Source organism: Pseudomonas sp. 9.2(2024) (genome assembly GCF_039695385.1).
Taxonomy (GTDB): domain Bacteria; phylum Pseudomonadota; class Gammaproteobacteria; order Pseudomonadales; family Pseudomonadaceae; genus Aquipseudomonas; species Aquipseudomonas paraglycinae.
On the sequence record NZ_CP155585.1, the window covers coordinates 5,342,941 to 5,361,034 of the forward strand.

General features: G+C 61.4%; 15 protein-coding genes. 9 read left to right on the top strand and 6 right to left on the bottom strand.

From position 1 onward, the window contains the following. Window positions 1–5 precede the first annotated feature (5 nt). Both ABFB52_RS24030 and ABFB52_RS24035 read left to right on the top strand, forming a co-directional pair. Window positions 6–323, top strand: a complete 318-nt coding sequence (locus ABFB52_RS24030) for a hypothetical protein (protein ID WP_085745341.1) — start codon at window positions 6–8, stop codon at window positions 321–323. An 87-nt stretch (window positions 324–410) separates the two neighbouring features. Continuing rightward, complete coding sequence (locus ABFB52_RS24035) at window positions 411–1,160, top strand: YkgJ family cysteine cluster protein (protein WP_085745342.1); 750 nt, start codon at window positions 411–413, stop codon at window positions 1,158–1,160. On the opposite strand, the gene ABFB52_RS24040 is transcribed toward ABFB52_RS24035, so the two are convergent. The 3 genes from ABFB52_RS24040 to ABFB52_RS24050 all read right to left on the bottom strand — a co-directional run bounded on the left by ABFB52_RS24040 (window position 1,157) and on the right by ABFB52_RS24050 (window position 3,615). Next, a complete protein-coding gene (locus ABFB52_RS24040; RefSeq protein WP_134020500.1) occupies window positions 1,157–2,746 on the bottom strand; it encodes a PAS domain-containing methyl-accepting chemotaxis protein in 1,590 nt (529 codons plus the stop codon). The two genes, ABFB52_RS24035 and ABFB52_RS24040, sit on opposite strands and share 4 nt — an antisense overlap. A 147-nt stretch (window positions 2,747–2,893) precedes the next feature. After that, complete coding sequence (locus tag ABFB52_RS24045) at window positions 2,894–3,121, bottom strand: hypothetical protein (protein WP_039765632.1); 228 nt, start codon at window positions 3,119–3,121, stop codon at window positions 2,894–2,896. Between the two features lie 134 nt (window positions 3,122–3,255). After that, window positions 3,256–3,615: a DUF6124 family protein gene (locus ABFB52_RS24050; protein ID WP_011335854.1), complete on the bottom strand. Its 360-nt coding sequence runs from the start codon at window positions 3,613–3,615 to the stop codon at window positions 3,256–3,258. Window positions 3,616–4,535: 920 nt separating this feature from the next. On the opposite strand from ABFB52_RS24050, the gene ABFB52_RS24055 reads away from it, so the two are divergent. The 7 genes from ABFB52_RS24055 (at window position 4,536) to ABFB52_RS24085 (ending at window position 14,479) form a co-directional block, all read left to right on the top strand. Continuing rightward, a complete protein-coding gene (locus tag ABFB52_RS24055) occupies window positions 4,536–5,696 on the top strand; it encodes an efflux RND transporter periplasmic adaptor subunit (protein ID WP_129973042.1) in 1,161 nt (386 codons plus the stop codon). Next, complete coding sequence (locus ABFB52_RS24060; protein WP_085606911.1) at window positions 5,693–8,794, top strand: multidrug efflux RND transporter permease subunit; 3,102 nt, start codon at window positions 5,693–5,695, stop codon at window positions 8,792–8,794. The genes ABFB52_RS24055 and ABFB52_RS24060 overlap by 4 nt, the downstream gene beginning before the upstream one ends. Window positions 8,795–8,802: 8 nt before the next feature. Further along, complete coding sequence (locus tag ABFB52_RS24065) at window positions 8,803–9,480, top strand: heavy metal response regulator transcription factor (RefSeq protein WP_011335857.1); 678 nt, start codon at window positions 8,803–8,805, stop codon at window positions 9,478–9,480. Beyond that, complete coding sequence (locus ABFB52_RS24070) at window positions 9,470–10,834, top strand: heavy metal sensor histidine kinase (protein WP_129973043.1); 1,365 nt, start codon at window positions 9,470–9,472, stop codon at window positions 10,832–10,834. Before ABFB52_RS24065 ends, ABFB52_RS24070 begins: the two co-directional genes overlap by 11 nt. A gap of 296 nt (window positions 10,835–11,130) precedes the next feature. After that, the gene (locus ABFB52_RS24075; RefSeq protein WP_127799824.1) at window positions 11,131–11,352 is read left to right on the top strand and encodes a hypothetical protein; all 222 of its coding nucleotides are present in this window, start codon (window positions 11,131–11,133) and stop codon (window positions 11,350–11,352) included. A 196-nt stretch (window positions 11,353–11,548) separates the two neighbouring features. Next, window positions 11,549–12,865: an OprD family porin gene (locus ABFB52_RS24080; RefSeq protein WP_129973044.1), complete on the top strand. Its 1,317-nt coding sequence runs from the start codon at window positions 11,549–11,551 to the stop codon at window positions 12,863–12,865. 108 nt (window positions 12,866–12,973) lie between these two features. Beyond that, window positions 12,974–14,479 (top strand): sensor domain-containing diguanylate cyclase, encoded by a 1,506-nt coding sequence (locus tag ABFB52_RS24085; RefSeq protein ID WP_129973045.1) that lies wholly within the window; start codon window positions 12,974–12,976, stop codon window positions 14,477–14,479. A gap of 61 nt (window positions 14,480–14,540) precedes the next feature. Here ABFB52_RS24085 and lpxC read toward each other — a convergent pair whose 3' ends face one another. The 3 genes from lpxC to ftsA form a co-directional block, all read right to left on the bottom strand. Next, window positions 14,541–15,452 carry a UDP-3-O-acyl-N-acetylglucosamine deacetylase gene (gene lpxC / locus ABFB52_RS24090; protein WP_007956752.1) on the bottom strand — a complete coding sequence of 304 codons (912 nt, stop codon included), beginning with the start codon at window positions 15,450–15,452 and terminating at the stop codon, window positions 14,541–14,543. A gap of 112 nt (window positions 15,453–15,564) precedes the next feature. Continuing rightward, window positions 15,565–16,761 carry a cell division protein FtsZ gene (gene ftsZ / locus ABFB52_RS24095; protein ID WP_007956754.1) on the bottom strand — a complete coding sequence of 399 codons (1,197 nt, stop codon included), beginning with the start codon at window positions 16,759–16,761 and terminating at the stop codon, window positions 15,565–15,567. Between the two features lie 67 nt (window positions 16,762–16,828). Continuing rightward, on the bottom strand, window positions 16,829–18,088 hold the full coding sequence (gene ftsA, locus ABFB52_RS24100) for a cell division protein FtsA (RefSeq protein WP_007956755.1): 1,260 nt from the start codon (window positions 18,086–18,088) through the stop codon (window positions 16,829–16,831). Window positions 18,089–18,094: the final 6 nt, after the last annotated feature.

The window sequence follows — 18,094 nt, forward strand, 5'->3', positions numbered from 1 at the left end:
GAACCATGAAACGCCTCGCCCTCTCCGTGCTTTGCCTCATTGCCCCGTTGGCCCACGCCTCCAGCCCCGATGCCTGGGCGGCCTACGACAAAGCCGTGCTCGCCAGTTGCACCAAGGCCAGCGGCCTGAAAAACGCCAAACCGGTCGGCAACGCCGCGCAATTCGATGATCGCGTCGGCTACACCGCGCTGTTGCTGCAAGGCCAGTACCCGCAAAAACACATGAAGGGCCAGCAAGGCACCGAGCTGTGCCTGTACAACAAAAAGTCGAAAACCGCGTTCGTCAGCGAATGGGACTCGATCCGCCCGACCGCCAAACCCTGAGCGCATGGCGCACAACTTGCTTCACTCCGGGCCTGTACGGCGGCTTTACGTCGCCGATTCACACCCTGATTGAAGATTGCCCGCTCAATGAATACGACCTTTTCCTGCGTAGGCTGCGGCAAATGCTGCACCGATCACCACGTGCCCCTGACCCTGGCCGAAGCCCGCATGTGGGCGGCTGACGGCGGTCAGGTGATCGTGCTGGTGGAGGCGTTTCTTGCCAACGGCCTGGGCCTGCCGGAACAGCAGCGCGAACATGCGCAACGGCGTTCGGCGGTGGTGCGCAGCGGAATGTCCGACGCCCATGTGGCGATCACTTTCGCGGCCTACAACGTCGGCCCCTGCCGGAATCTTGACGAAAACAAACTGTGCCGCATTTACGAGCGCCGGCCGCTGGTGTGCCGCATCTATCCCGCCGAAATCAATCCGCACATTCCGTTGAATCCTGCGGCCAAGGACTGCCCACCGGAGTCGTGGGAGCAAGGGCCGGATCTTATCGTCGGCGGAGAACTGGTGGATCAGGAACTGGTGACGCTGATCCAGCGCTCCCGTCAGGCGGATCGCGACGACATCCGGATCAAGGATGCGATCTGCGGCTTGCTCGGCATCCGCACCACCGCGCTCAAGGGCGACGGCTTTACCGCTTACTTGCCGGACATGGGCGCGTTTGCCTCGGTGATTGATCAGGTCACGGCGCAGCCATTGAGCGAAGTTTCCAGTGAATGGCTGTTCCATGTCTCCGGCGACGACATCGCCGGGCAAGTACGGGCGGCCGGGGCACAAGTGGTGTCCGAGCCGCCACAGACCTACGCGTTCATTTCACTGCGCGCGGCCTAAGCGCCCTGCCGCCGCCCCCAGAACTCCCGCGCCAGCGAACGCAAATCCCCCGCCAGCCCCGCCACATCCTGTGAGTTGAGCTGGCTCTGGCGCCCCTCATCCACCGTCAACTCACACGCCGTGCGAATGCTGACGATGTTGCGGTTGATGTCCTCGCTCACCGCGCTCTGTTCTTCGACCGCTGCCGCAATCTGCAGGCTCATCTCGGTAATCTGCTCGACCCGCCCGCTGATCCCGTCCAGGGCCCGGGCCGCACGCTGCGCCTGTTCGACGCTGTTATCCACATGCTCGCTGCTCTGCTGCATCACCAGCACCGCATCCCGCGCGCCGTTTTGCAGGGTGCTGATCATCCGTTGAATCTCGTTGGTCGATTGTTGAGTGCGCTGAGCCAGACCGCGTACCTCATCGGCCACCACCGCAAATCCACGTCCCGCATCCCCGGCCCGCGCCGCTTCGATCGCCGCGTTGAGCGCCAGCAGATTGGTTTGTTCGGCGATGCTGCGAATCACCTCCAGCACCCCGGAAATCTCGCTGCTATGACCTTCGAGCTGATGAATCACCTCGGTCGCCCGCCCCAACTCCTCGGCCAGCCGCAACACCGCACTGCGACTCTCGCCCACCAACAGATGACCTTCACGGGTTTCCGTCCCCGCCATATCCGCCGCTACCGACGCCTGCTGCGCATGGCTGGCGACCTCGGCCACACTGGCCGCCATCTGATGAATCGCCGCCGCCACCTGATCGGTTTCCGCCTGCTGCGCCAACGTGCTGGTGTGACTGCTATGCAGATGATCCACCAGTTGCGCCGCATGTCCGGCCAGCCGTTGCGACGCATCACCAATCCGCCCGACCACCGCGCCGACCTGCGCTTCGAGCATCTGCAACGCAAACTCGATCTGCCCGAACTGATCCCGCCGCCCGGTATAAATGCCCTGACTCAACGGGTTGTCGGCAATCAGCCGGGCACGCTCGGTCAGACGCTCCAGCGGCCGCAACAACCAACCCACGCCCAACGCACACGCACCACTGCCGGCCACCAGCGCAGCGGCCTCGATGCCGATGGACTCCGGCCGCAGCCAGGCTTCAATCCCCAGCACCACCGCCAGTACCGAACTGGTCAACGCCATGATCTTCGCCCGCAAACTCAAGCTTGGCAGCCGCTGCCACCGCGCCACCCGCCCCTCACGCAACTGCGCATACGCCCGCTCCGCCGCCGCCATCTGCCGCGCATCCGGCCGCGTGCGCACCGACTGATACTCCACCGCCGCACCGTTCTGCGTGACCGGCGTGACATAGGCACTGACCCAGTAGTGATCACCGTTCTTGCAACGATTCTTCACCAGCCCCATCCACGACCGCCCGCGCTTGAGCGTCTGCCACATATGGGCAAACGCCTGCGCCGGCATGTCCGGATGACGCAGCAAATTGTGCGGCGCACCCAGCAGCTCGTCGCGGCTGTAACCGCTGATCCTGATGAAATCGTCGTTGGCGTAGGTGATCGCGCTGGTCAGATCGGTGGTCGAGAGAATGTTCGCATCCGGCGCAACATCGACATTGCGCCCGGTCACCGGGAGATTGATCTTCATGAAAAGCGCGCTCGTTTTATTGGAAAGAGTCGGCAGGGCTGCTGACTCTAAGCGCACTCACTGGTGAAACGTTGATCTGGCTCAGGAACTGAGCAATTAGCCATCACTGTGACCGAAAATCACAGCGACGGCCGAGGCGGGATGGAATCAGCGCTTGCCCATCGAACGGCGAGTACCCGAAGGCGCCACACCCGGAATCTTGGCGTGACGATCACCGTCCTTGCCCTTGAACTGCGGCTGCTTCGCCGCTTTGGCAGCCGCCAGCTCACCTGGCTTGAACGGAAATTTGAACGCAGGAATGGTCGGCTTGGATTCACCGGCCTCGGCCAGCTCTGCCGGGACATCGCTCACAGCGTTGTCGATTGGGGAAGTCATGAAAGCTCCGCGAAGCAAAAAGTCCGGCCCGGTGGACGAGCCGCGAAAGCGCGCAGTATACCTGCGTGAGCGGAGTTTAAAGAGTCCCAAAAAGGGTACGACCTGTGCCTTTTCGGGACTCTTCGACTAGCGGATCACGTTTGCGGATCAACCCGATCCAGCGCCCGGTTCACCGCCAGCTCCGCCAGCATGATGATCTGCTGGATTCCCAGTGCCGTACTGCGCTGCGGGCCCGAAAGCTCATTGGCGAAATTGCTGGCGATGGTACTGGCCGACGCCAGGGACTCGCAGGCATTGGCCAGCAGGCTTTCGGTGTCGACGTTGGGAGTGACCATATACATCGTGCTCGGGCGCGGTTTGGTGGGGTTGGGGCAGAGGTAGTAGTCGAGGGCGCGTTTGATGGCTTCGCGGTTACGGGCGAGGTCTTCGGCGCGCATGGCCTCTTCGAGTGGGGTGGGTGATTCGAGGGGTGGGTCGGGTATCAGTTTGTCCATGAAAAACTCCTACTTGGCTATGGAGCCATCCCTTGTCGTTTCCACACGACAAGAGGTGGCAGCTGTACGCAGGGTGGAAAACCGATAAGTAGGCAACCGGCCAGACCGAAGTCTGCCTGCGCACAGCCGCCGCGACGCAGTTTGCAGACGAAAGAAGACATCGGCAACGATTACGGGGAGATGCTTTGCAACTACTTGAAATCAGGTTTCCACACCTGTTCGCTGAATTGGCAGCGACAGCCAAAGACTAGAGAGCGCACTTCCGACGGACAACCTGAAAACCTTGTGGGAAGGATCCGGTGTAGTTGTTGAGATTTAAACAACCTCAAAAGCTCCCCTCACCCTAGCCCTCTCCCGGAGGGAGAGGGAACTGACGGTGTTGTTTATACGGAATACACCGACCTGAATCACCGAGCTGAACTCCAGTTTTGAGCAGCACCGCACTACGCTCTTCACCACTCAAAACGATGAGCGTTAGCTCGAGTACCGCTCTTGACGTGCCGGCCCCATCGGAAGGCTGAGTGGAGGGATTTATACGGGGGTGGGAGCGCAGCGACCGTGCGGCGCAGCCGCATGCATCGAGAGGAGGTGCAGCGAAGCAAACCGTAGGCGATGCCCCCGGATGAATCCCGGAACGAAGGAACGCCAAGCCACAGCGAGGCGCCGAACGCAGGGGCCAAGCCTTTTGCTTACTTTTTGGCGTTTGAAAAAGTGAGCCGCTGTAAGAGCGGAACCGCCATCCGCAACACCCGAAGAAACGGATATTCACAAAGAACACCCAAAGCATGGCCGGCCCAAAGGCCGCCAAGTCAAAAGCCGAAACTGACAGCGCCGTCAGTTAGCCGTCACCCTCCTGACCCCCAAACAAGTTTATAAAGACAAAACCTGCCCAAACCCCGTCCCCCTGGCGCCCCACAAGCATGCAAACCCAGAAGAAAAAAGCCCTGCTCGCCACCCTGCTGATCGCCCTCGCAGCCGCCGGTCTGTGGTACGCATACAAACCCGCCCCGGCCAAACTCGCAACCCCCACCGCCATCCCGGTGCGGGTCGTCGCCGTCAGCGAAAAAGACGTCCCCCGCTACACCAGCGGCATCGGCTCGGTCCTCTCGCTGCACAGCGTCGTAGTGCGCCCACAGATCGACGGCATCCTCACCAAGCTCCTGGTCAAGGAGGGCCAACTGGTGAAACAAGGCGACCTGCTCGCCACCATCGACGACCGCTCGATCCGCGCCAGCCTCGATCAGGCCCGGGCGCAACTGGGCGAAAGCCAGGCGCAACTGCAAGTCGCCCTGGTCAACCTCAAGCGCTACAAACTGCTCAGCGTCGACGACGGCGTATCCAAGCAGACCTACGACCAGCAACAGGCGCTGGTCAACCAGCTCAAGGCCACCGCTCAGGGCAATCAGGCCTCGATTGACGCGGCACAGGTACAACTTTCCTACACCCAGATTCGCTCCCCGGTCACCGGCCGCGTCGGGATTCGCACGGTCGACGAAGGCAACTTCCTGCGCATGACCGACACCCAGGGTCTGTTCACCGTGACCCAGATCGACCCGATCGCCGTCGAGTTCTCCCTGCCCCAGCAAATGCTGCCGACCCTGCAAGGCCTGATCAGCGACCCGCAGCGCGCGCAGGTCAAGGCTTACATCGGCGCCGATACCGACGGCGAAACCGACAACCTGCTCGGTGAAGGTCACCTGACCCTGATCGACAACCAGATCAACGCAAACACCGGCACCATCCGCGCCAAGGCCGAATTCGACAACCCGAACCAGAAGCTCTGGCCGGGCCTGCTGGTGACGGTAAAGATTCAGACGGCGCTGGATAAAGACGCGCTAGTGGTCCCGCCCACCGTCGTACAACGCGGCCTCGATCAACACTTCGTGTACCGGGTCAACGGCGACAAGGTTGAAGCGGTGCAGGTGCAAATGGTTTATCAGGGCAGCGGTCAGGACATCATCAAAGGCGTGAAACCCGGCGACGTGCTGGTCAGTGATGGCCAGTCGCGGCTCAAGCCCGGTTCGACCGTGCAGGTCATGAGCGAACCGCCGCAGGTGGTGCAAGCGGAGCCCAAGCCATGAAGCAGCACAAAGGCGTTTCGACCTGGTGCATCGATCACCCGGTGGCGACGATTCTGCTGACCATCGCGCTGGTGCTGGTCGGGGTGATTGCCTTCCCGCGCCTGCCGATTGCCCCACTGCCGGAAGCGGAATTTCCTACGATCCAGGTCTCCGCGCAGTTGCCCGGCGCCAGCCCGGACACCATGGCTTCGTCCGTGGCCACGCCGCTGGAGGTGCAGTTCAGCGCCATCCCCGGCATGACCCAGATGACCTCCAGCAGTGCGCTGGGCTCCAGCCTGCTGACCCTGCAATTCACCCTCGACAAGAGCATCGACACCGCCGCCCAGGAAGTGCAGGCCGCGATCAACACCGCCGCCGGCAAACTGCCGAAAGACATGCCGACCCTGCCGACCTGGAAGAAGGTCAACCCGGCCGACAGTCCGGTGCTGATCCTCAGCGTCAGCTCCACGCAAATGCCCGGCACCGAGCTCAGCGATCTTGTGGAAACCCTGCTCGCGCGTCAGATCAGTCAGATCGACGGAGTAGGCCAGATCAACATCACCGGTCAGCAACGTCCGGCAATCCGCGTTCAAGCTTCGGCGGACAAACTGGCGGCCATCGGCCTGACCCTCGCCGACATTCGTGTGGCGATCCAGCAGACCAGCCTCAACCTCGCCAAGGGCGCCTTGTACGGCGACTCGAGCATTTCCACGCTGTCGACCAACGACCAGTTGTTCCACCCCGAGGAATACAGCCAACTCATCGTTTCCTACAAGGACGGCGCCCCGGTTCACCTCAAGGATGTGGCGAAAGTCGTCAACGGTTCGGAGGATGCCTACGTGCAAGCCTGGGCCGGCGATCGACCGGGCGTGAACCTGGTGATCTCCCGCCAGCCCGGCGCCAACATCGTCGAAACCGTAGACCGGATTCAGGCCGCCCTGCCCGGCCTCGAAGCCATGCTGCCGGCCTCGGTGCAGGTCAAAACCCTGATCGACCGCACCCAGACCATCCGCGCCTCGCTGCATGAAGTGGAAATCACCTTACTGATCGCGATCCTGCTGGTGGTGGCGGTGATGGCGCTGTTCCTGCGCCAGCTGTCGGCGACGATGATTGTCTCGGCGGTGCTCGGCGTGTCGCTGACTGCCAGTTTCGCCTTAATGTATTTACTCGGCTTCAGTCTGAACAACCTGACCCTCGTCGCCATCGTGGTGGCGGTGGGCTTCGTGGTCGACGATGCGATCGTGGTGGTGGAAAACATCCACCGTCACCTCGAGGCCGGCGACAGCATGCGCGACGCCGCGATCAAGGGCGCCGGCGAGATCGGCTTCACCGTGGTGTCGATCAGTTTCTCGCTGGTGGCGGCGTTCATTCCGCTGCTGTTCATGGGCGGCGTGGTCGGGCGTTTGTTCAAGGAATTCGCCCTGACGGCCACTTCGACCATCATGATTTCCGTGGTGGTCTCGCTGACGTTGGCGCCAACGCTGGCAGCGCTGTTCATGCGCAAACCGGTGCATCACGCCCATGACAAACCGGGCTTCAGCGAACGCCTGCTCGGCTGGTACGAAAAAGGCCTGCGCCGCGCCCTCGCCCACCAGAAACTGATGATCGGCGTGTTCGGCATTTCCGTTGCGCTGGCGATTGGCGGCTACGTGTTTATCCCCAAGGGGTTCTTCCCGGTTCAGGACACCGGTTTCGTCCTCGGCACCACCGAAGCCGCCGCCGATATCTCCTACAGCGACATGGTGAAAAAACACCTGGCAATGGCCGAAATCGTCGCCGCCGACCCGGCTGTCCAGGCGTTTTCCCATTCGGTGGGCGTGTCCGGCAGCAACCAGACCATCGCCAACGGCCGCTTCTGGATCGCCCTGAAAAAACGCGGTGACCGCGATGTTTCAGCCAGCCAGTTCATCGACCGTATTCGTCCGCAACTGATGAAAGTCCCCGGCATCGTGCTTTACCTGCGCGCCGGCCAGGACATCAACCTCAGTTCCGGCCCGAGCCGTGCGCAGTATCAATACGTGCTCAAGAGCAACGACGGGCCGACCCTCGCCACCTGGACCCAGAAACTCACCGAAAAGCTACGCAGCATCCCGGCGTTCCGTGACATTTCCAACGACCTGCAACTGGGCGGCAGCATCACCCACATCAGCATCGACCGCAGCGCCGCCGCGCGTTTCGGCCTGACGGCGAGTGATGTCGACGAGGCGCTGTACGACGCCTTCGGCCAGCGGCAGATCAACGAGTTCCAGACCCAGGTCAACCAGTACAACGTGATTCTGGAGCTGGACACCAAGCAGCGCGGCAAGGCCGAAAGCCTCAACTATTTCTACCTGCGCTCACCGCTGAGCGGAGAGATGGTGCCGCTGTCGGCGCTGGCCCGATTCGACGCGCCGACCATCGGTCCGCTGTCCATCGCCCACGACGGCATGTTCCCGGCTGCCAACCTGTCGTTCAACCTGGCGCCCGGCGTGGCACTGGGCGACGCGGTGATCCTGCTCAATCAGGCCAAGGCCGAGATCGGCATGCCGACCGCGATCAGCGGCAACTTCCAGGGTGCGGCGCAGGCGTTTCAGAGCTCGCTGAAAAGTCAGCCGTGGCTGATTCTCGCGGCACTGGTGGCGGTGTACATCATTCTCGGCGTGCTCTACGAGAGCTTCGTCCATCCGCTGACGATCATTTCGACCTTGCCGGCGGCGGGTCTGGGTGCGGTGATCATGCTGTGGATCTGCGGCCAGGACTTTTCGATCATGGCGTTGATCGGGTTGGTGCTGCTGATTGGTATCGTGAAGAAGAACGGCATCCTGATGATCGACTTCGCCCTTGAAGCGCAGCGTCATCGCGGGCTGTCGCCGCAGGATGCGATTTTCGAGGCGTGTATCACGCGGTTCCGGCCGATCATCATGACCACCCTCGCCGCCCTGCTCGGCGCACTGCCGCTGATGCTCGGTTACGGCACCGGTGCCGAACTGCGCCAACCATTGGGGATAGCGGTTGTGGGCGGCCTGCTGGTCAGCCAGATGCTGACGCTGTTCACCACGCCGGTCATATACTTGTGGCTTGAGCGGCTGTTCCACAAGCCCAAACCTGCGCCCATCGCGGCGCTGGCAACGACAGACTGAGGCGGGTCATGCGCGTTCTGATTATCGAAGACGAAGAGAAAACCGCGGACTACCTGCACCGCGGCCTGACGGAACAGGGTTACACCGTGGATCGGGCCCGCGACGGCGTCGAGGGTCTGCACCTGGCACTGGAAAGCGACTACGCGGTGATCGTCCTCGACGTGATGCTGCCGGGCCTCGATGGCTTCGGCGTACTGCGCGCATTGCGTGCGCGCAAGCAGACGCCGGTGATCATGCTCACCGCCCGCGAGCGGGTCGAAGACCGGATCCGCGGCCTGCGCGACGGCGCCGACGATTACCTCGGCAAACCTTTTTCCTTCCTCGAACTGGTGGCGCGCCTGCAAGCGCTGACCCGGCGCAGTGGCGGTCATGAACCGGTCCAAGTGAGCATCGCCGACCTGTGGATCGATCTGATCAGCCGCAAGGCCACCCGCGCCGGCACCCGGCTGGATCTGACCGCGAAGGAATTTTCGCTGCTCAGCGTGCTGGCCCGGCGTCAGGGCGAAATCCTCTCGAAAACCGCGATTGCGGAAATGGTCTGGGACATCAATTTCGACAGCGACGCTAACGTGGTCGAAGTCGCGATCAAACGCCTGCGAGCCAAGCTCGACGGGCCGTTCGACGAGAAACTGCTGCACACGATCCGCGGCATGGGTTATGTGCTGGAGAGCCGTGGTGTCCAGTAATTCCATCGCCCTGCGCCTGAGCGGAATGTTCACGCTGGTGGCGCTGCTGGTGTTCCTGTTGATCGGCGGCGCGCTGTATCAACAAGTGGACAAAGGCCTGGGTCTGTTGCCGGAAGCGGAACTCGATGCGCGTTACAGCGTGCTTGAGTCCGCGCTCAACCGCTATGGCACCCCCGAGCATTGGGTGAAGATCAACGCCAAGCTCAAGCTGCTGGGCGAAGAGGACAAGCGCATCCGTTTCTGGGTGGTCAGCGGCAATCCGGGCTACGAGTTCGGCGAGCCGGATGCCTTGATCCGCTCATTCGCCCAAGGCCCCTTGGGCATGCGCGACCTGCAACTGCCCGACCATCCTTATCCGCTCAAAGTGCTGCTCACCGAACTGCCGGCCAAGGATCAGCGCCCGCCGCTACGCTTCATGATCGGCATCGATACCGAGACCTTTCACCAGACCCAGCATCAGTTGCTGATCGCGCTGGTCAGCCTGGCGGTGATCGGCGTGCTGCTGGCATCGGCATTGGGATATTGGGTGGCGCGGATCGGCCTCAAACCACTGATCAAACTGTCCCACGAAGCCCAGCGTCTGGCGCCGCCGTTGCGGGCCGGGCGCCTGCGTCTGTCGCCGTTGCCGCCGGAGCTGGAGCAGTTCGTCGACTCGTTCAACTCGACGCTGGAGCGGGTTGAACAGGCCTATTCGCGGCTCGAATCCTTCAACGCCGACGTCGCCCATGAGCTGCGCTCGCCGCTGACCAACCTGATCGGCCAGACCCAGGTCGCCCTCACTCGCGGGCGCTCCGCCGAGCATTATTTCGAAGTGCTGCAATCCAACCTCGAAGAGCTGGAACGCCTGCGCTCGATCATCAACGACATGCTGTTCCTGGCCAGCGCCGACCAGGGCAGCAAGGCCACCAAACTGACGTCCACCTCGCTGGCCGATGAAGTGGCAACCACCCTCGAATACCTCGACTTCATCCTCGAAGACGCGCAAGTCCAGGTTCGGGTAAGCGGTGATGCGCAAGTGCAGATCGAGATCGCTCATCTGCGCCGGGCCTTGATCAATCTGCTGAGCAACGCGGTACAACACACCGCGCCCGGTCAGGTGATCGAAGTGCAGATCGCGGTCGAGGAACATCAGGTCAGCATCGGCGTGGCCAACCCCGGTTCGCCGATTGCCAGCGAACATTTGCCACGCTTGTTCGAGCGTTTCTACCGGGTCGATGCGTCGCGCAGCAACAGCGGCAACAACCACGGACTGGGGCTGGCGATCGTCAAGGCGATTGCGCTGATGCATGGCGGCGATGTGTTCGTGCGCAGTGATCGCGGGATGAATACTTTCGGAATCCACCTCCCGGTCTGAAAAGCCCCCTCACCCTAACCCTCTCCCGGAGGGAGAGGGAACTGACCGAGTTGTTCTCTCGAGTTACGCCGACCTGAAAAATCCAGTCGAACTCAGGCTTTGAAAAGCATGAAGATCGGCTCCCTTTCCCCCTCGCCCCCTTGGGGGAGAGGGCTGGGCGGGCGGCGTTCCGATGAGGGGGTGACTTTTGCTTTTGCTGTAACAGTCATTTATGAAAATCACGCTGTTTCCCAACGCCCGGCAACCTTATCTTTGCCCGCACCAAACAGCACTTGCCAAGCAAGAAGGTTTTCAAGATGTCCAACAGTATGGGTATTGCCAGCGCTTTCGTTTTGTCCTCATTGATCCTGTCGCCGATGGCGATGGCTGAAGAATCGCAGTCGTTCGTAGCGCAAAACGCCGCTCGCGCTCACGCATTCGAACAGCATCAGGCAGAAGTGATGGCCAAGGCTCAAGACGCCACGCAAGCCCCTCAGGCCGCAACTTCCCAGACTCAGGCTTCAGAGAAAGACAGCTGAGTCGCGCACCTCGCATCGTTTCCCTCGACGCGGTTGTTTGGCTCTTCCCGTTCAACCGTCGTCCTTGCAGGCCGCTGATTTTCAGCGGCCTTTTTTCGTTGTGGTCTGTAAGCTGTCCGGTTCGTCTTTAACAATTAGAAACATCCCGCACCTCAGACATTGAAGTGTCAGTTGACCCCAAGGAGCTTTACCGCACGTGCGTTACCCAGTTCGCTTCACCCCGCTGTTCATTGCAATTGCCGCAACGATTGCCCCCGCCGCCCACGCTGCCGAAGCCGAGAAACAGGGTTTCGTCGAAGGCGCGAGTCTCAACCTCAACGCCCGCAACTACTACATGAACCGCAACCGCCTGCAGCAGACGGATGACAACATCGAGTGGGGCCAGGGTTTCCTCGGCAAATTCGAGTCGGGCTACACCGAAGGCACGGTTGGTTTCGGCATCGATGCCCACGCCATGCTCGGTCTCAAACTTGATGGCGGTGGCGGCACCGACAACTCCAGCATCCTGCCGGTCAGTGACGGCAGCGGCAAAGCGCCGGGCTCGTTCTCCACGGCGGGCGGCACTCTGAAAATGCGTGCGTTCGATACCGAGCTGAAGGCCGGCGATCTGTTCCTCGCCAACCCGGTGATCGCCGGTGGCGAGACGCGCATGCTGCCGCAGACCTTTCGCGGCCTCAGCCTGACCAACCACAGCTTCGATGGCTGGATGATCGAAGGCGGCCAGGCCAGCTTCACCAAGCCCTACAACCAGAGCGGCCACAAACGCATCGGCACCTCTTACGGCACCCTCGCCGACGGCGACAAGAGCCAGCACCTGAACTGGGCCGGCGTGGCTTGGAGCGGCGTCGAAGGCCTGACCAGCAGCCTGTACGCGTCCGAGCTGAAGGACATCTGGAACCAGTACTACTACGACCTCGACTACACCTGGGCGCTGAATGATCGGGTGACCCTCAACCCGGGCCTGCACTTCTATCACACCCAAGACACCGGCGACGCGCTGCTGGGCAATATCGACAACAACACCTACAGCCTGCATTTCACCGTCGGTATCGGCAACCACAGCGTTACCGCTGCATACCAGCGGGTCAACGGCAACACGCCGTTCGATTACATCAGCCAGGGTGACAGCGTTTACCTCGACAACTCGCAGCAATACTCGGACTTCAACGGCCCGAACGAGCGCTCGTGGAAACTCAAGTACGCCTACGATTTCGCCGGCGTCGGCCTGCCGGGCCTGACCTCGGCGCTGTCTTACTCGCGCGGCACGCTGGACCTGACCAAGGTCGATCCGGGCAGCAAAGGTTACGCCTTGTGGTACAGCGCCGAAGGCCGCAACGCCAAGCATTGGGAGCGGGACATCGATCTTAAATACGTGGTGCAGAGCGGCCAGGCCAAAGACCTCGCGGTGCATCTGCAATGGGCGACCAACCGTGGCGGCAACGGTTACGGCGCGCTGGATACGGACACAGATGAATACCGTGTGATCATCGACTACCCGATCAACGTCTTCTAAGATCGGCGCTACAGTAAAAGGCCAGCCTGATGCGCTGGCCTTTTTCTTGCCTGTGGCAGCGAAGCGGGTACGACTACGCTTACAAGAATCCCTTACCGAAACCGAACCATGATCGCGAGCCGCACCCCTACCGTTCCCGGCACGACCGGACGCTCCGAGCTGCTGCTGATCCTCGGCAGTCTGCTGAGCGTGATCGCGATTGTGTGCATCGTGACGTTTCTGCTGATCCGCGAACACGCCAACGCGCAGGAATCAGCCACCCGCGGCGCCACCACCATCGCCCAGCTGATCGACGCCGACGTGCTGCGCACCGTCGAGCTGTATGACCTGACGCTGCAAGGGCTGATCGCTGCCGCCCAGCGTGACGACCTGAAAGATGTGTCACCGCAGATTCGCCATCTGGCGTTGTTCGATCGCTCTACTACCGCGCGCTTCAAGGGCGACATCCTGTTGCTCGACAAGCATGGCGAGGTGATCGCCGATTCCTCGCGGGTCGATCCGCTGCCAGGCAATTTCGCCGACCGCGACTACTTCCTCGCCCACGCCTTCAACCGCGACACCGGCATGTTCATCAGCCGTCCGTTCAAACCCCGCTGCGACTGCGATGACGCGAACCAGTGGCGGATCAGTTTCAGCCGGCGCATCTCTTCGGACACCGGCGAGTTTCTGGGCGTGGCCGTGGCGTCGATGAAACTCGATTACTTCGATCAGCTGTTCAACAGTCTCGACATCGGCATCGACAGCACCCTCAACATCATCAACAACGACGGCATCCTGCTGGCGCAGAAGCCTTATCTGCAGAGCGATTCGATCGGCAAGAGCTTTGCTGCCCGGCCCAATGTGGTGCGGATTCTGCGCGACAGCAACGGCAATGGCAGTTTCAACAGCATTTCGAGCATGGATTATCAGCAACGGCTGTACACCTATTCGCGGGTCGGCAATCTGCCGCTGACGGTGATCGTTGCCCTGTCCAGCGAGGAAGTGTTCGGCGCGTGGCGACGCACGGCGATCCTGATCAGCGGCGCCACCGGCGTGCTGTGTGCCGGCCTGCTGTGGCTGACCTGGCTGCTGGCCCGGGAGCTGCGACTGCGGCAACGGGCCGAACACGAACTGGCGCAACTGGCGGCGACCGATGCCCTGACCGGGGTCGCCAACCGGCGGATGCTCGACCAGTCGCTGCGCCACGAGTGGTTCCGCGCCCAACGCTCGGGCCAACCCCTGTCATTGCTGATGATCGATGCGGACCACTTCAAGGCATTCAATGACCGCCACGGGCATCAGGCCGGGGATCAGGCGTTGCGTGAACTGGCGAGAGTGATCACCGCCAATGTGCGGCGTCCGGCGGATCTGGTGGCGCGGTATGGCGGTGAGGAGTTTTCGGTGATCCTCGCGGAAACCGACAGCGTCGGGGCGCAGCAGATCGCCGAGCACATTCGCGCAGCGGTGGAACAACTGCCAAGCGTGAATGAAGACCAGTCACAGATGACCGTGAGCGTCGGTATCAGTACCTGGACGGCGACGAGCGAAATCAGCCTGGAGCAGTTGTTGTTCGCGGCGGACAGGGCGTTGTATCAGGCCAAGGAAGGTGGGCGAAACCGGGTCGTCGTGGCCTGAAAACAGGCATAAAAAAAGGCCACCCAAAGGTGGCCTTCAAAAAACTAGAGAGGTTTTTTACTCACACCGCCGCAACCGGGCGCATGTAAGAGATTGGTGCAGTGCTGGCGTCTTCGAACGTCACGACTTCCCAGGCATCTTTCTGCTCAATCAACTTGCGCAGCAGCTGGTTGTTCAGTGCGTGGCCGGACTTGAAGCCCTTGAACTCACCAATCAGGCTGTTGCCCAGCAGGTACAGGTCGCCAATCGCATCGAGGATCTTGTGCTTCACGAATTCGTCTTCATAGCGAAGGCCGTCTTCGTTCAGTACGCCATCGGCATCGACCACGATCGCGTTTTCCACGCTGCCGCCGAGTGCGAGGTTGTGCTTGCGCAGGTACTCAATGTCACTCATGAAACCGAAAGTACGGGCGCGGCTGACTTCTTTTACGAACGAAGTGCTGGAAAAATCCACGCTTGCACTTTGGGTGCGGTCCCGGAAAACCGGGTGATCGAAATCGATCTCGAAGCTCACCTTGAACCCTTCGAAAGGGACGAAAGTGGCGCGCTTGTCGCCGTCTTCCACTGTCACTTCACGCAGGATGCGGATGAATTTCTTGGCGGCGTCCTGTTCTTCCAGGCCAGCCGATTGAATCAGGAATACGAAAGGTCCTGCGCTGCCATCCATGATCGGGACTTCAGACGCGGAGAGCTCGACGTAGGCGTTATCGATGCCCAGGCCAGCCATGGCCGAGAGCAAGTGCTCCACCGTGTCTACCTTCACGTCACCGTTGACCAGCGTCGTCGACATGGTTGTCTCGCCGACGTTGGCCGCACGAGCCGGTATCTCGACAACCGGATCGAGATCGGCACGACGAAAGACGATCCCGGTGTCGACAGGTGCAGGCTTGAGGGTCAGGTAAACCTTCTCCCCGGAGTGCAGACCTACACCGGTGGCACGGATAATATTTTTCAGTGTGCGTTGTTTAATCATGGCATGGGCCGCTTCAGCGCAAATTGCGAACTGGTATCAACAAAGGCTGGCGATGATAGCAGACCGAGCCTTTGCTGAACACCAATCACCTGAATACCCCTGATACATTTCATCAATCGGCCTGACGACGCAGGAAAGCCGGGATGTCCAGGTAGTCCAGGTCATCTTGCGGATTCATCTTCGCGGCAGTCGCAGCACCGGCCTGAGCCTGGTTGCGCATGACGGTCGGACGGTCCAGGTCACGGTAGTTCACCGCAGGCTGTTCCTGACGAGCGGGTGCCGGTTGCTGCACTTGAGCAGCCGCCATCGAGGTGTGAACGGTGTTGTCGATGACCTTCACAGGCTTCTCGATTTTCGCGCCCAGACCAGTGGCAACCACGGTCACGTGCAGTTCGTCGCGCATGTCCGGATCGATAACGGTACCGACCTTGACCATCGCGTGCTCGGAAGCGAAGGCTTCGATGATCGAACCCACGTCGGAGTACTCACCCAGGGACAGGTCAGGACCGGCAGTGATGTTCACCAGGATGCCGCGTGCGCCTTGCAGGTTCACGTCTTCCAGCAGCGGGTTGCGGATCGCCGCTTCGGTCGCTTCACGTGCACGGTTCGGACCGCTGGCGCAGCCAGTGCCCATCATCGCCATGCCCATTTCGCTCATCACGGTGCGTACGTCGGCGAAGTCGACGTTGATCATGCCCGGACGCTTGATGATGTCGGAGATACCGCGAACGGCACCGGCCAGTACGTCGTCAGCCTTGGCGAAAGCCGACAAGAGGCTTGCGTCCTTGCCGAGGATGGTCAGCAGTTTTTCGTTCGGAATGGTGATCAGCGAGTCGACGCTTTCCGAGAGCATGCGGATGCCTTCATCGGCGATCTGCATACGCTTGCGGCCTTCGAACGGGAACGGACGGGTCACGACCGCAACGGTCAGGATGCCCATTTCCTTGGCCACTTCGGCGATGATCGGCGCAGCACCGGTACCGGTACCGCCGCCCATGCCGGTGGTGATGAACACCATGTTGGTGCCGGCCAGCACTTCAGCGATGCGCTCGCGATCTTCCAGCGCAGCCTGACGGCCGACTTCAGGGTTGGCGCCGGCGCCCAGGCCTTTGGTCACGCCGGTGCCCAGTTGCAGAATGGTGCGCGCGCCGATGTTTTTCAGCGCTTGAGCATCGGTGTTGGCGCAGATGAATTCCACGCCTTCGATGTTGCTCTTGACCATGTGGTTGACAGCGTTGCCGCCGCCACCGCCAACACCGATAACTTTGATTACCGGGCTTGCGGGGATGTTGTCTACGAGTTCGAACATTTTCCCTCTCCTTACATTCTCTAGTTTTTTCGCCTACTGCTGTTTGTTGCGGTGCTGCGGTAAAGCGTTAGAAGTTGCCTTGAACCCACTTCTTCAAACGGTCCAGCAACGGCGCCTGCGGCTCATCGTTGCTGTAGCTGTCGCGGCTGCCGATGCCCGAGAACGAGATCCCGTCGGACTGCTTCTGCAGGCCGTACATCAACAAGCCAACGCCAGTGGAATAAATCGGGTTGCGTACCACGTCATCCAGGCCTTTCACGCCATGCGGCACGCCCAGGCGGACCGGCATGTGGAAAATTTCTTCGGCAAGTTCCGTGGCGCCTTCCATCTTCGAGGTACCACCGGTGAGCACGATGCCGGCCGGGATCAGGTCTTCGTAGCCGCTACGACGCAGCTCGGCCTGGATCAGGGTGAACAGTTCGTCGTAACGCGGCTCGACCACTTCGGCCAGGGCCTGACGGGACAGTTCGCGCGGCGGACGGTCGCCGACGCTCGGCACCTTGATGGTCTCGCCGGCACCGGCCAGTTTGGCCAGGGCGCAGGCGTAGCGGATCTTGATCTCTTCGGCGTACTGGGTCGGGGTGCGCAACGCCATGGCGATGTCGTTGGTCACCTGGTCACCGGCAATCGGGATCACGGCCGTGTGGCGGATCGCGCCTTCGGTGAAGATCGCGATGTCGGTGGTGCCGCCGCCGATGTCGACCAGGCACACGCCCAGCTCTTTTTCGTCGTCGGTCAGGACCGAGTAGGCCGAGGCTAGTTGCTCGAGAATGATGTCGTCGATTTCCAGACCGCAGCGGCGCACGCATTTTTCAATGTTCTGTGCGGCGTTTACGGCGCAGGTGACCACGTGAACCTTGGCTTCCAGACGTACGCCGGACATGCCCAGCGGCTCGCGCACGCCTTCCTGGTTATCGATCACGTAATCCTGCGGCAGGGTGTGCAGCACACGCTGGTCGGCCGGGATCGCTACCGCCTGGGCGGCGTCGAGTACCCGCTCCAGGTCAGCCGAGCTGACTTCGCGATCACGGATCGCCACGATGCCGTGGGAGTTCAGGCTGCGAATGTGATTGCCCGCCACGCCGACGAACGCCGAGTGAATGCGGCAGCCCGCCATCAGTTGGGCTTCTTCGATCGCGCGCTGGATCGACTGCACGGTGGACTCGATGTTGACCACCACGCCTTTCTTCAGGCCGCGGGACGGATGAGTGCCGATCCCGACGATTTCCAGCGAGCCGTCGTCCGCAACCTCGCCGACCAGCGCCACCACTTTGGAGGTGCCGATATCGAGACCGACGATCATTTTGCCGCTTTGCACGTTTGCCATGGGTCC

Bases quoted from the DNA above. Each gene is read 5' to 3' on its own strand.
- ftsZ (WP_007956754.1), bottom strand. From the start codon at position 16,761: ATGTTCGAACTCGTAGACAACATCCCCGCAAGCCCGGTAATCAAAGTT.
- ABFB52_RS24085 (WP_129973045.1), top strand. From the start codon at position 12,974: ATGATCGCGAGCCGCACCCCTACCGTTCCCGGCACGACCGGACGCTCC.
- ABFB52_RS24075 (WP_127799824.1), top strand. From the start codon at position 11,131: ATGTCCAACAGTATGGGTATTGCCAGCGCTTTCGTTTTGTCCTCATTG.
- lpxC (WP_007956752.1), bottom strand. From the start codon at position 15,452: ATGATTAAACAACGCACACTGAAAAATATTATCCGTGCCACCGGTGTA.
- ABFB52_RS24045 (WP_039765632.1), bottom strand. From the start codon at position 3,121: ATGACTTCCCCAATCGACAACGCTGTGAGCGATGTCCCGGCAGAGCTG.
- ftsA (WP_007956755.1), bottom strand. From the start codon at position 18,088: ATGGCAAACGTGCAAAGCGGCAAAATGATCGTCGGTCTCGATATCGGC.
- ABFB52_RS24065 (WP_011335857.1), top strand. From the start codon at position 8,803: ATGCGCGTTCTGATTATCGAAGACGAAGAGAAAACCGCGGACTACCTG.
- ABFB52_RS24055 (WP_129973042.1), top strand. From the start codon at position 4,536: ATGCAAACCCAGAAGAAAAAAGCCCTGCTCGCCACCCTGCTGATCGCC.
- ABFB52_RS24050 (WP_011335854.1), bottom strand. From the start codon at position 3,615: ATGGACAAACTGATACCCGACCCACCCCTCGAATCACCCACCCCACTC.
- ABFB52_RS24035 (WP_085745342.1), top strand. From the start codon at position 411: ATGAATACGACCTTTTCCTGCGTAGGCTGCGGCAAATGCTGCACCGAT.
- ABFB52_RS24040 (WP_134020500.1), bottom strand. From the start codon at position 2,746: ATGAAGATCAATCTCCCGGTGACCGGGCGCAATGTCGATGTTGCGCCG.
- ABFB52_RS24060 (WP_085606911.1), top strand. From the start codon at position 5,693: ATGAAGCAGCACAAAGGCGTTTCGACCTGGTGCATCGATCACCCGGTG.
- ABFB52_RS24030 (WP_085745341.1), top strand. From the start codon at position 6: ATGAAACGCCTCGCCCTCTCCGTGCTTTGCCTCATTGCCCCGTTGGCC.